Below are 13,325 nucleotides of genomic sequence, written 5' to 3'. Positions count from 1 at the left end.
ATGAAACTGGAAAAAGTAATCGACTTTTTATCTTTTATTCTTATCCTTGTGGCACTCTATTTTGCTTTTATTTATGCTCCGGTGGAAAAAGTGATGGGCCCTGTCCAAAAAATATTTTATTTTCATGTGGCCAGCGCTTGGATTGCCTTTTTTGCTTTTTTTGTGACATTTATATGCAGTATTTTCTTGCTTGCCACAAACAGGTATATCTTTGATGATATAGCTTCTTCTTCAGCTGGAATAGGAATAATCTTCTGCTCTATTGTCCTTATTACAGGCCCCATTTGGGCAAAGTCTTTCTGGGGGACATGGTGGACTTGGGACCCAAGGCTTACTACCACGCTCATTTTGTGGTTTATCTATGTGGGTTACCTAATGTTAAGAAAATTTATAGATGAAGAGGACAAAAGGGCTAAGTTTGCTGCAGCGGTTGGTATCGTAGGTTTTATTGACGTGCCGATAGTTTTCTTGTCTATCAGATGGTGGAGGACAATCCACCCAAATGTTTTACAAAAAGGTGGCGGCGGGCTTCATCCTGATATGATTACAAGCCTAATCGTGTCAGTAATCGCATTTACATTTTTATACCTGATGCTGATGAACAAAAATTTAAAGATTAAAGCTTTGGAAAGAAAAATTCTTACAATAGAAAACGAATAAAAGAAGGGGTTAATATGAAAAATTTCTGGTATTTATTCTCTGCTTATGCTGTCATATGGGTATTGATATTTTCTTACATACTTAAGCTTAACAGTAAAATCAAGGAGCTTAGCCAGAAAGTGGACAGGTTAATCTCTAAGGAATAGCCGTCACTTCTTCTTTTTCATAAAATCTATCAGTGACACCACATCCCTGTTGATGGCCTCAATATTTTCCTGCTTAATTTCGTCATAAATTTCCTTTCTGAATACCTGCACATTTTTTGGGGCTTCTATCCCTATCTTCACATTTTTACTCGATATATCCACAATCTTTATTTCTATATCGTCCCCAATCATCAGGCTTTCATTAAGCTTTCTCGTTAAAACTAACATGCTTCCCCTATTTGCTAAAGAGCGGCGTCTTCACTTTATAAATATCATCTTCTAAAATTATCTGTTTTGCAAGTTTTTTATTAGTATTTATCACCACAGGGGCTTTTAAGTTTATAGTAGCATCTTGAGGGTCATCCTTAACTACTACAAGTCCGAAAAGTGCCATATCTTCATCTTTTTCAATCTGTAAGACTTTGTAATCCCTTTTATTAAACTTTGGAGAATAATCTGGGAAAAATATTTTTATATCTGCAAGGATAAAAGTAACATTTTCATCTTGAACTGATTGAAAATAAGAAAAAGGATAAAACTCTTCAGAAGAGATAAATAGAAAGTCTGATAGCTCATTAAATCCTAAGATAGGTGATACCATAGTCACCAAATCATCTTCGGTATACTCAAACTTGCCAAGTTTAGGTGAATTTAAAACTTTTTTCTCCATATTTTCCTCTTTTTTCAAAACTTTTTGTGCACTCATCTTACACCTCTATAAAATATTTATTATAAATAGTCCATAATCGACATCTGAAGCACTTTAGCTGCAGTTGACATAGCCATCTGATAAGCCTGCTGTGCCAGTTGAAATTCCGTAATAGCTTTTGTCATATCTATTTCAGTGGCTCCAAGATATTTAGCCTTAATCTCTTCATTGGAAGTAGATATAGTCGTATGAAAATTAATCAGAGAATCCACTCTATTTTGCCTTGTGCCTGTCAAAGTCAAGTTTGTAGTTATCTGAGTTTCGGCTTTGTCAAGGACAGGTATTTCATAGTTTATTCCTGAGCCTACCGTCGAAGTGAAGGAGTCCGCTGTATAAAGCTTGCCTGCATCAAAAGCTAATTTCACACCATCACCTACATCTTTTAACTTCCCAGCAGTATTAAGAGAAACATAATTTATCAGTTCACCACTGCTACCTGAAACCTTTATTTTTACTTCATCTCCGGGCTTAAAATACCCTAAAGTCCCGGCATAATCCCCTTCTAAAATCAGGTTGGTTATATCATTATTGTTATCAGTATCATAATTAAACGCTAAATTGCCGTTAACATTTGAGGCAACTATGTCGACACTGCCTGCTATTTTGGAATTTATCTCATTGGCTAACTCATCTATGGAATTATATTTCTTACCATCTACGGTAACAGACTTATTATTCCAATTTGTACCGTCAAAATACTTAAATGTAAGTGTCCGCTCTAAGTCCGTTGTATTTTCGAGCTCTAACACAGGTGTCTGTTTTGAATAAACAAATCTTTCACTACTGCCAAGCCCAAGTGCAGCCGCAGTAGTAGAGTCATTTGCATTAATCTCCACATTTTTCAGACCGCTGCCTGATTTTATTACAAGTTTATTGTTAAGAACTTCTGCTTTAATGCCTAGTCCCAAAAGGGTTGGGTTTTTATTAATAGCATTTAACAAATCGTCTGATGTGCCACCTGCTAAAATATTAAAACTTACGTTTGAAACATTTCCACTATTGTCAGACACCAAAACATCAAAGTCCAAGGGGTTTGCAGAAGGTAAAGATAAATTGCCTACACTTGAAGTGCTTAGCTCTTGTTGAATGAAAAATTCAGTTTTATCCCCGACAGGCTGGACTTCATAAGTCCACTCATCATTATAATTACCTCTAAATGTCCCATCCAGATAAGGGCTTGCTGTAGACTTAAGGCTTTCGTCACGCCAAGCGCTTGGAGCCCCTATCCCCTCTTGGGGAATGTTCATATTCAGTGCATCGTAAAGATTTTTTAGCGACCTGAATATATCTACATTTTTACCTTCCTGAACAATATTCATATCCCCAAGACTAAAGCTCGAATTTGCCTTCAAGCTGACTTCAAAGGACTGATTTGAACTTGAATCAACCACAACAGATACACCTGAGCCAAGATCGATTGGGCTGCCGTCATACCCGGTAACGGTCTTTGTAAGTATTGTTCCACCTTTAGCATCGATAACTGTCACATCCAAATCGGTAGGATTAACAGCATTTTGATTTATGGTAACTCGCCATGTATCATCGCCATTTCCATTATATTTGCCAAGAAGGGTCACATTCCTATTCACTTCGGGATAACCAAGCCCTTTGTTACTTTCAGCAAATCTGAGGGTAAATTTGCTTTCCCCTGATCGCAAGTCTCTTACATAGATATTGCCATTTTCAATACTTGCCTTGACAGTGTATCCGTAAAGCTCTTCTATAAAGTCAAGTAAATCTCCCACCCTTTTTTCTGTAGCCACGGGGAAATCACTGCCGTAGGCATTATCAAATTTTGTAGTGCCGTTGTGACTTACAGCAAGATATGAGTCTGAACCGTAATTTATATTTTCAAGATTAAACTTAATGTCAAAAGTAGCATTTGCACTTACACTTACATTTGAAATTTCATAAGATAAGTTAAAATTGAGCCCTTTGGCTTTTAAGGCATTATCCAGTGCATTTTTTATTTCAAATTTTTCTATATTGCCATCTGAATTTTCATCTACCGGGGTAAAAGTAATTTTCTCACCATTAATAATAAATTCTGTGGCAGTTGATGCTGACGCACTCACACCGGTAAAATCAACAGAAATCTTATTTGTAATATCAAAATCATCATAATTAATCTCAAATCTTGTATCTTTACCCTTTACTTCATATTTCATATTCGGGTCATATGTTACGACTCTGAAAGTCGCACTTGATGATGTATAAATTGGGCTAATAACGGAATAGTTATTCCCTACTGCCGTAGTTATTGCGCTTTCGACAGATGCTTCATCAATTGAGCTAAAATTAACCGTGCTGGCTACAGATGAATTCGGGACCAATAAATCCACATTTGCAGCACCTGTAAGATTTATCTCATCACTTACTTCAATATTCCCTTCAAATCCTAATGTATTATTTCTTGAGCCGTAAAGCTCAAAATTAACCATATTGCCAGCTCTTGTGGTACTAAAAAGTATTTTATCACCATCGGCACTTGCCTCTATCTCATTCCCAAGACCATTTGTTTCAAGCATTCTATTCAAGCTAAATATCACATCGTCCATATCTTGATATGCTCTTTTGTCCATTGTGAGCAGATAATCTTTCCCGGCATATTTTAATAATACAGACCTTTCCGAATCATTTTTATCTGTCATGTCAAGTGTCGCACTATTGACAGACAATAATTTTGCCGCACCGACTTTATATCCGTAATGGTCAGTCCCTGAAATATCAATATAGTCTGCATCCCCCAAATTTGCCGAATCTATCTGAGAAAACTTTGTGGTAGAAGTTATCCCCAAACCTTTTACTGTGTTGTATCTTGTAGATTTTAACACTCTGTCAGCCTCAAGAAATACCTCTTTGCCTGTAAGATTTAAAGTAACTTCCTGATTATATCCGATTTTGGTATTAATTTTTCCCAAATCCCCATGGTATCTGATATCATCTCCGGGCTTAAAGTAAAAATCTATCTTGCTGCTTGTAAAATCGCTTTCAGGGAGCTTCACCGCAAAACCAAGACCCGTATTTATAACTTTCCCCGGCTCAAATTTAACTGAAATAGAAGTGCTTGTCCTGTTGCCACCTTTAGCCGTCTCATCGCTACCGTTTGAGTCAAGAAAAAGAATATTATTATTTTTATCATAAACGGAAATTGTCACGACATCAGTATTTGCATCCTTGTTTAAATATATCGAATAAGCACCCTCATCAGGCTCCGGCATGTCCCCAAAAACTTTTCTCGTATAAACTTCCACCTCAGAGTTATCTGAGCTTACAGAAGATATTTCCCTTGTATCTGCAGTAAAAGGAGTTGTTTCAGTCTCAAAGCCTGCAAACAGATATCTTCCCATATAGTTTGCATTACCAATATCAACCATTGAGTCCAAGATATTGATTACATCCCCTGCAAGTGCTTTTCGACTGGTAGCACTCTGGCTATCATTGGCACCCGCTATGGCGTATTGGTTTTTTGCCTGACTTAATAAGTCTATTGCCCTTTGCAGCTCATTATCTGTATTTGTAATCCAAGATAGTGCATTTTCTGCATTTGACTTAAACTGATCAGCTTCATCTATTGTCCTTTGAACATTAATAGCACTTACATAATTTATGGGGCTTTCTTCAGGCTTTAGCAATGTCCTGCCCACTGTCACCTTTTCATTGCTGTCTGTCAGCTTTGTGAGAGATTTCTCCAAGTTGGACATATATTTAAAAGGTAATAAATTAAAAGTTACGCGCATATGTCACCCCTATCTGCCAACAAGTCCGACCCCATTGATAAGCTTGTCTATCATCTGGTCAACCGCAGTAATGAATCTTGCGTTTGCCTCGTAAGCTTTTTGAAACTTTATGAGGTTTGTAAATTCCTCATCAATGGAGACACCTTTTATCTGCTCCAACTTCATGGTGAATTGGTCAACAGACTGTTTTTTTGAGTCATAAAATGTATTTACTTGATTTTTATCAGCTGCGATGGTTGTGGTAAAAACCGAGTAAAATTCATCAATGGAATAATTCCCATTTACAAGCTTACTAAATTTCAAATTTGATAATTCAAGGGCGTTTGAATTATCTCCGGGTGCGGTAGATTTGGCAGTTGCTATAAAATTAGGATTGGTAGCAAGAAAATCATTTACTGCAATATCACTTGCGCCTGAACCTTTAAAATAGCCATAAAGGCCTGATGCCACCAAAAAATTTGTCGTATCTTCCACAAAAGAAAAAGTATAACCTTCTTCAGCGGTAATCTTTATTGTATTCCCACTTGAAAGCTGCGCCGAAATTTTACCGCTTGCCACAGTTGCCCCTGCCTGGTTAATCTTTTCTATTACCGAATAAAGATTATCCTCTTCAGGGTTGATATCGATATCAAAATTCCCTGATACTTCACCTTCACTATTGTAGACGGCAATTCTAAATGTCCCTTCATTTATATCATAAGGGAATTTACCGGCATCCCTTGTAAAAATAAATGTCGGACTTTGCACCCCGTTTGTAGATGTTATGGAGTTAAACCTTTCCACCCCAAGGCCTGTAGAATGTATTCTGTTGGTTTCTTTTATAAGGGTCTGAGCAAGCTCATCAAGCTTGCCTTTATAAGAAGTTAGTGTTTCATCCCTTGTTTTTAATTCTCCGGCAAGTTTGCCTGAATATATTTTAGAAGTTATATCCACCAATGGGTTATTGCTCCCTTTTGTCCCCCAATATATATCGTAATGATTGTCATTATCTTCATTTTTGACAGTATATATCTCATTAATTACATCCGAATCCACCAGAGTAATTCCACCAACTAAAACTGCAATCTGCCCGTCATCCCTTTCAGAAGTGGTTATATTGACATACTCTGACAGTTTGTTAAGAAGTAACTCTCTTTGATCACGAAAATCGTTAGCCTTATTTTCCCCGGCTTCAACTTTACCTATCTGTATGTTTATCTGCCTTATATTTTCAGCTATATCATTAATCTCATTTACATACTGCTCAATTTTAAAATCCGAAGTGCCTTGCAATCTTTCAAGCTGTGTATAACTTTCCTGAATCTTGCTGGTCAAAATATCCGTTTTGTTAATAAGTTCAATCTTCTTAACCTGAGACTCGTCAGAGTTATCCGGTGCCGTATTTGCCAAGCTTTGCCATGCATTAAAATAGTCTTTCAAAGCATCTCCAAGGCCAGAACCACTTTCAAGCTCATTAAAATAGATAGACACTTCATCAAGAGATGTTTGGAGTGAAGACCAATAGCTGAGGGATGATGTCTCCCTTCTTAAATTGTCAGCCAAAACATTATCATATGTCCTTTCTATGTACTCTACTTTTGAGCCCCTTCCAAAAGGTCCGGGGGTTACAAGGAGAGGATTCTGAGTCGAAATAACGGCACGCTGCCTTGAATACCCTTCCGTATTGGCATTGGCTATATTATGACCAGTTACATCAATCCCTGCCTGTGATGTCATCAGCCCCGAAATACCGGTATATAAAGTACCGAAAATATTGGACATACCAATCCCCTTTTATGCGCTTCTTGTAAAAGAAGCTAATTTGGCTGCCTTTGCCCCGCTACTGCTGTAAGAATGCCCGGTAGAAATTCCTATTTTATCAAAAAAATCTGATATAAGCCTAAGATTTGTAGAGTAAAGGACTTTAATGGCAAGATTTTCATTGTGAGTTTTAGCCGCAAGCTCTGTAAGTCTTTTTTTCAAATCCATTAATTCCTGTTTCTCAGGAGAATCTGAAAGGTGATCTATAATGTCATTAAGATTATTCCCAACCAAGCCATTTAGATTGCAATACTTTTTAACATACTTATCTTTGGCTTCATCCAAAACCCTGTCTTTGTAAATGACAGTATCCTTTTGCTTTGCAACCTCAATAACCTTGTCTATGTCCCAATGAGTTATATAATATTTCTCTTTCTCTATTATAGAGTTAAGCTCTTCCAGCAGATTCAGTTGACTTTTAAGCACACCTATAAGGTTCTGGATTGTTTCCATATCTTCCTCCAATTTTTAGCTTTAGGTGAACTTTAAAACAGGTCGTCTACAGCAGTATTAACTATCTTTTCTGCCACTTTTCTGCCGGAGAAATCATATGTACCGGTTTCAATCTGCTTCTTTATCTCACTAACCTTCTCAGCTCTTACTTCCGGTGCAGATTTAACCTTGGACACAAGACTATCAACCTTGCCTGAAGAAGACAGCTCGACCTTATCCTTTGCGGTCCTTTCTTTACCACTCGGTTTAGCCTGCTCACTATCCTTTTTGACAGCTTTCCCCAAATTTTCATAAGCAATGTTAATTTTGTCTTCAATTCTCATAGTCTCCTCCAGTTACAACTGGATAATCGGCAGAATTTTAAATAACTTTAACAAAAATTACAACCTTTTAAAGTTCACTTTCTATATTCCAAATTTCATGCCATAATTTTCAGGCTATTTTTAACTGTTTTTGACGCATTTTCCGAGAGTATAGAGTATTTTTTTCCTTCACTCTGAGAATAATTTTCCTTAAAAAAGGATAAAAGCATCTCTTTAATACCGCCTGAGGAATTTTTAGCTGCAGCCTTAGAAACTTCAAAGTCAAAAATCTCAGTAAATGTTTTTTCACCTTCAGACTTCTTTATAAAATCCGACTCATAACTCCCCTGTCTGCCAGTTTTCATAATTATATTGTAAAACATAGCCTCAAATTCTTCACACGCCTTTTCAAGCCTTTTTGCTTGAATATCTGCTATCTTTATATTATCTCCACCTATATTTTTAATCATTAGATTACCTCCAACTCACCTTGCAAAGCTCCTGCTGCTTTAATTGCCTGCAATACCGCGATTAAATCTCTTGGGGAAACCTTAATGGCATTAAGTGCCTTTACAAGGTCACTAATTTTTACACCTTCGGGTATCATCATTAATTTTGCATCCTCTTCTTCAACTTGGACTTCTTGATTATTTGTTACTACCGTCTGCCCTTCTGAAAATGGCGCCGGCTGAGAAACTTCGACAGTATTTGTTATCTTTATTGTCAAGTTACCATGAGACACCGCAACAGTTGAAATCCTAACATCAGAGCCCATAACAATAGTCCCCGTCCTTTCATCTACTACTACTTTGGCGAATGTCTCAGGCTGAATTTCAAGGCTAATCACTTTGTTAACAAACTCATAATAATTATTTTTAAATTCTTGAGGAACAATAATCTTTATTGTCGTAGGATTTGCAATGACAGCTATGTCTTCAGCAAAATATCTGTTTATGGTATTTTTTGCCTGCACTATATTTGAAATACTCAAATTGCTAAAACTCAAGCTCAAATAATCACTGCTCAAATTAAACGGTATCTCTTTTTCTATTAATGCACCGTTTGGTATCCTGCCAACTGTCGGATGATTCTTTACTGCACCTGCACCACCCGCAGAGACATTCATCCCACCTACCGAAATTGGTCCTTGAGCCACAGCATAAATCTGACCGTTTGGAGCAGAAAGCGGTGTCAAAAGGAGTGTTCCACCTTCGAGGCTTTTAGCATCCCCAATTGAGGAAACGACCACATCCACTTTTGTACCGGTCCCGGCAAATGGAGATAATTTTGCTGTCACCATAACTGCAGCAACATTTTTAACGCTGACTTTAGCCTTATCTACGGTTATACCCATTCTATCAAGCATATTAACCAACGATTGTATGGTAAACTCAGTCCCCGATTTGTCACCCGTACCGTTTAACCCTACAACCAGTCCGTATCCGATAAGCTGATTGTCCCTTATCCCATCTATAGTTGCGATATCTCTAATCTTTACGCTCGCCTCTAAAAAGGACGCAGTAAGCAACATCATGATAATTAAATATTTTTTCATCTTACCCCCCCTTAAAACGGCCATACCCAGTCTATTACACTGCCAAGCCACCCTTTCCTATTGGCATCACTTAATACACCTTTTCCGGTATATGTAATCTGGGCGTCGGCTATTGCAGTGGAAAGTACCGTATTGTTTGCATCTATATCTTTTTGTCTAATTATACCTTTTACAGAGATAGTCTGCTTTTCCTGATCAACAAGTATCTCCCTGTTCCCCTCAATCACAAGGTTTCCGGAAGGTAAAATATCTACGATTCTTGCAGCAATTGTAGCCGATACCGAGTCAGATTTTTTCTTTGCACCCGAACCCGTAAAAGAGTTGGATGTGCTTGCTGCTACGGTTGGGTCAAATGCATTCCCTTTCTTTAAAAAATTTGTCATACCCAAATTCAAAGGGAGCCCCATTAAATTTGTAATACCGCTGTCATATGCAGATGATTTGCTTGTTTTTGTGGAATTAGAATTAGTGGCTGAAGAAGACTCAATAATCTTTACAATGATTATGTCCCCAAGAGACCGCCCCTTGTAATCCAAAAACATAACTCCCGAATTACCAACATCGGCCCATAAGGACGGGGATGGCTGTTTTTGCTTCAATGCATTATTATATTTTGCGACCTCTTCATTGTAACTTAATTTTGAAACATTGGAATCGACTTTAGGTTTCTTTGAACAACCTGTAAAGATTAGCAAAACTGCCAATATTATTAAAAAACCCTTTTTCATATGCCACCTCAAACAACTTTTTATGCTTTGCATTTGAAATAGCATATCTTATGCCAAAATTTTTGAGAAATTTTTACCTATCAGAATACTACAAGTGCGGTCTTTTCACCTTTATATACAGCAGTTAGAATTTTTCCTGAATCCAAATTTTTAACCTGCAACTTCTCACCTATATAACTATTCTCAAGTACTTCCCCTACAGTTGCGACAGCAATAAATTTATCTCTGAATAATATTTTTACCTTTTCACCTTTAAAAATATCGGGCTTTCTGTAGGTATTTTTTTCCAAAATAGGTTTACCTGTATAGATTGTTGATTTGGCAAGTTTTTCATCCAAATCATCTGCCAACATATCCCTGATATTAGTTATATTTACAAGCTGCTCTGTATAGTTATTTTTAAATTCTGCCCCTTTATCAATCTTGCTTGTCGCCACAAAACCTTTTTTGTATGTCTCAACATATGCATAAATTCGATACTCTCTTTGTCCGTTATTGATATAAACATCAGTCGACCCGAATGGAATTTCTTTTACTCTGACCTGAAATTCTCCTTTCGCACTTGCAAATATAGTTTTGTTATAATTTATCTTTTTAACCTTAAATTTTAAGCCTTCAAATCTGTTTAGCTCACTTATTAGCTTTTGGAAAATCTCTTTCTCTTCAATAGGCACACCTTTCCTCGTTACGACTATTTTCTCAGGAAATTTTTGTCTGAGAAGTTTTATGTCGTAATTAGTCAATTGTGCAATTTTAGTAAGATAAATATTGACACTTTCATTGTATTCAAGCCCGCAATAGGCAGGCTTGTGTTCAAACATTTTATCTATTTCGTCAAGATAAACACAATCGGTATCGACAGTTAATGTGCCTGCAAAGCTCAAACTGTAAGTTAAAAGTACAATTAATATAAGTCTAACCATAACTTATTTCAAATTATTAACTATCTGAAGCATCTCGTCTCCGGTCTGAATCGCCTTGGAATTTATCTCATATGCCCTTTGACCGGTAATCATATTAACCATCTCTTCCACCACATTTACATTACTCATTTCAAGTACACCCTGAGCAATGCTACCGATACCGTCTTCACCCGGCACACCAGTCGTAGGCTCACCGCTAGCACCTGTCTGAAGATAGATATTGTTCCCGATAGATTTCAAACCTGATGGGTTTATAAATCTTGCAAGCTCGATATTTCCTACTTCAGATGTCTCAACCTCTCCGGGTAAAGTAACTGAAACCGTCCCATCAGTCCCGATAGAAATACTTGTGGCATTTTCAGGAATATTTATTGTTGGCTCAAGTAAATAACCTTCAGGAGTAACTATATCTCCATCGCTGTTGAGTTTGAATGAACCTGCTCTTGTGTAACCGATATTGCCGTCAGGAAGCGTAACCTGAAAAAAACCGTCCCCCTCAATTGCAATATCAAGCATGTTACCTGTTTGCTGGAAGTTGCCCTGGCTGAAAATCTTTTCAGTTGCCACAACATTTGAACCAAGACCTATCTGTATCCCCGTAGGGTGAGAAATGCCCGTAGCAGTTATTGCGCCAGCGGGACGAAGCTCCTGATATAGCAAATCCTGAAAGTTAACTCTTGATTTTTTAAACCCTGCATTATTTACGTTTGCTAAGTTATTTGCAATATTATCAATATTAATTTGTTGGGTAGTCATCCCACTTGCTGCTGTCCAAAGTGCTCTTAACATAATCTATCCTCCTTAAGCTATTTTTCCCAATTCGTTTGCCGCTCTCTCATTGAGGGTGTCCATTGTCCTGATAACTCTCTGATATGTCTCAAAAACTCTGTGTGTGCTTATCATGTTAACCATCTCCCTGACCGGATTTATGTTACTTTCCTCCAAATACCCCTGCATTACACGTGGGTTTTCAGATTCTTCCGGTAAGGTATCTATCGCAGTAAAAAGGTTATATCCTGTCTTTTGAAGCTTTGACTTATCCTCAAATTCTACCACATAAAGATTATCTACTACCGTGCCGTCCACCGTAATCTGACCATTCCCCAAAATCGAAATGTTTCCGTTTGGAATTCTTATCCCTTCATTATTTTCAACATTTCTTGATAATACCCTATACCCTTGCTGAGTAACAAGGTAACCATCATTATCAATTTTAAAATTACCGGCTTTAGTAAATTTTATTCCAAAAGGCGTATCAACAGCAAAAAAAGCATCAGGATTGCTAAGTGCCAAGTCAAAAGGATTCCCTGTCTGCCTTATGTTGCCTGAAGAAAAATCGGTTGCTACCTCTGCAAGCCTTGATACTGCATTAATTGTCTGATTATATTTGCTCTGCCTGATAATATCTTGAGGAAAATCCTCTTCTTTTTTCAGATAACTCTCAAAAGTAGGAGTATCCATTTTGTAACCAGCTGTATTTATGTTGGACAAATTGTTACTTAAAACATCAAGCTTTTTCTCCATTTGAAGCATCCCGCTTGCTGCCACATAGAGCCCGTTAAGCATCTTTCCCCCCTTTTTTCATATCGAAGACTTTTGGAAAAGTTTTATCTATCAAATATTCTAAACCTTTGATTTTAAGATATGATACAGGTCTTGCCGCTTTGCCGGGAAAATAAAAAAAATTGCTGTCACTTTTTGACAGAACGGTAACTGCCATATGGGAAACAATAGCATCATTTTTATCAAAAACAGTTATCTCTTCCCTGATAAAATTTTCCCCGAAAACTTTTGTAATAGACTCATCAAAATTTAATATTATTACATAATCGGCCAATTCGGCTTCCTGTGTCACTTCCCCAAGCTTATTTAAAACGATAACATTTTCCACCAGTCTCTTTGTCTCAAAATCGTATTCTCCCAAATAATTTTTTGGAGGAATCACAAAAAATCTTTTTTTAAGCTCGATTTTTTTATTTGCGACAAAGGAGTAGTCTTTAAATTTTGCTTTTGTTTTATCGTATATTAGGGATGAAAAATTAGTATTCATCTCTATCAGTGCAGCCATAAGGAGTACACCCGTATCTGCCGAAAAAACAAGGTCTGTTGCATCGTTGACATTTGTTTTAAGTGCACTGCACCCATAAATTGAGATAATCAACATACAAACTATAATCAGGTGAAAAAGTTTCCTCATAATTTCCTCCTGAATAAATATTAGCAACATAAATGCCAAAATAAAAAATCAATTTTAAATATTTTTTGTAACCTTTTCTCTTTTGCACAGTTTTATAGATATCAAATCAAGG

General features: G+C 37.0%; 15 protein-coding genes. 2 read left to right on the top strand and 13 right to left on the bottom strand.

Annotation, left to right across the window (positions count from 1 at the left end):
• Both LF845_RS00240 and LF845_RS00235 read left to right on the top strand, forming a co-directional pair.
• Entirely contained in the window at positions 1–660 is a 660-nt protein-coding gene (locus LF845_RS00240) for a cytochrome c biogenesis protein (RefSeq protein ID WP_242818975.1), read from the top strand.
• A gap of 14 nt (positions 661–674) precedes the next feature.
• Positions 675–806 (top strand): CcmD family protein, encoded by a 132-nt coding sequence (locus LF845_RS00235; protein ID WP_242818974.1) that lies wholly within the window; start codon positions 675–677, stop codon positions 804–806.
• Positions 807–809: 3 nt separating this feature from the next.
• Here the strand turns inward: LF845_RS00235 and csrA are convergent, their stop codons facing one another.
• The 13 genes from csrA to LF845_RS00170 form a co-directional block, all read right to left on the bottom strand.
• On the bottom strand, positions 810–1,034 hold the full coding sequence (gene csrA / locus LF845_RS00230) for a carbon storage regulator CsrA (RefSeq protein ID WP_242818973.1): 225 nt from the start codon (positions 1,032–1,034) through the stop codon (positions 810–812).
• A 7-nt stretch (positions 1,035–1,041) separates the two neighbouring features.
• On the bottom strand, positions 1,042–1,512 hold the full coding sequence (gene fliW / locus LF845_RS00225) for a flagellar assembly protein FliW (RefSeq protein ID WP_242818972.1): 471 nt from the start codon (positions 1,510–1,512) through the stop codon (positions 1,042–1,044).
• Positions 1,513–1,535: 23 nt separating this feature from the next.
• A complete protein-coding gene (locus tag LF845_RS00220) occupies positions 1,536–5,255 on the bottom strand; it encodes a flagellin N-terminal helical domain-containing protein (protein WP_242818971.1) in 3,720 nt (1,239 codons plus the stop codon).
• Positions 5,256–5,264: 9 nt separating this feature from the next.
• Positions 5,265–7,016: a flagellar hook-associated protein FlgK gene (flgK, locus tag LF845_RS00215; RefSeq protein ID WP_242818970.1), complete on the bottom strand. Its 1,752-nt coding sequence runs from the start codon at positions 7,014–7,016 to the stop codon at positions 5,265–5,267.
• A 12-nt stretch (positions 7,017–7,028) separates the two neighbouring features.
• On the bottom strand, positions 7,029–7,508 hold the full coding sequence (gene flgN / locus LF845_RS00210) for a flagellar export chaperone FlgN (RefSeq protein ID WP_242818969.1): 480 nt from the start codon (positions 7,506–7,508) through the stop codon (positions 7,029–7,031).
• A gap of 32 nt (positions 7,509–7,540) precedes the next feature.
• Positions 7,541–7,831, bottom strand: coding sequence for a flagellar biosynthesis anti-sigma factor FlgM (gene flgM / locus LF845_RS00205; protein WP_242818968.1), 291 nt, complete (start codon positions 7,829–7,831; stop codon positions 7,541–7,543).
• 95 nt (positions 7,832–7,926) lie between these two features.
• Positions 7,927–8,280: a rod-binding protein gene (locus LF845_RS00200; RefSeq protein ID WP_242818967.1), complete on the bottom strand. Its 354-nt coding sequence runs from the start codon at positions 8,278–8,280 to the stop codon at positions 7,927–7,929.
• The gene (locus LF845_RS00195) at positions 8,280–9,365 is read right to left on the bottom strand and encodes a flagellar basal body P-ring protein FlgI (RefSeq protein ID WP_242818966.1); all 1,086 of its coding nucleotides are present in this window, start codon (positions 9,363–9,365) and stop codon (positions 8,280–8,282) included. The genes LF845_RS00200 and LF845_RS00195 overlap by 1 nt, the downstream gene beginning before the upstream one ends.
• 11 nt (positions 9,366–9,376) lie before the next feature.
• A complete protein-coding gene (locus tag LF845_RS00190; protein ID WP_242818965.1) occupies positions 9,377–10,093 on the bottom strand; it encodes a flagellar basal body L-ring protein FlgH in 717 nt (238 codons plus the stop codon).
• 80 nt (positions 10,094–10,173) lie between these two features.
• Complete coding sequence (gene flgA / locus LF845_RS00185; RefSeq protein WP_242818964.1) at positions 10,174–11,016, bottom strand: flagellar basal body P-ring formation chaperone FlgA; 843 nt, start codon at positions 11,014–11,016, stop codon at positions 10,174–10,176.
• Between the two features lie 3 nt (positions 11,017–11,019).
• On the bottom strand, positions 11,020–11,805 hold the full coding sequence (gene flgG, locus LF845_RS00180; protein WP_242818963.1) for a flagellar basal-body rod protein FlgG: 786 nt from the start codon (positions 11,803–11,805) through the stop codon (positions 11,020–11,022).
• A gap of 12 nt (positions 11,806–11,817) precedes the next feature.
• Positions 11,818–12,582, bottom strand: coding sequence for a flagellar basal-body rod protein FlgF (gene flgF / locus LF845_RS00175; protein WP_242818962.1), 765 nt, complete (start codon positions 12,580–12,582; stop codon positions 11,818–11,820).
• Complete coding sequence (locus tag LF845_RS00170) at positions 12,575–13,213, bottom strand: hypothetical protein (protein WP_242818961.1); 639 nt, start codon at positions 13,211–13,213, stop codon at positions 12,575–12,577. Before LF845_RS00170 ends, flgF begins: the two co-directional genes overlap by 8 nt.
• Between the last annotated feature and the right edge of the window lie 112 nt (positions 13,214–13,325).

It is taken from the genome of Deferrivibrio essentukiensis, assembly GCF_020480685.1.
Classification (GTDB): domain Bacteria; phylum Chrysiogenota; class Deferribacteres; order Deferribacterales; family Deferrivibrionaceae; genus Deferrivibrio; species Deferrivibrio essentukiensis.
This window is presented reverse-complemented; position numbering and strand designations above follow the sequence as displayed.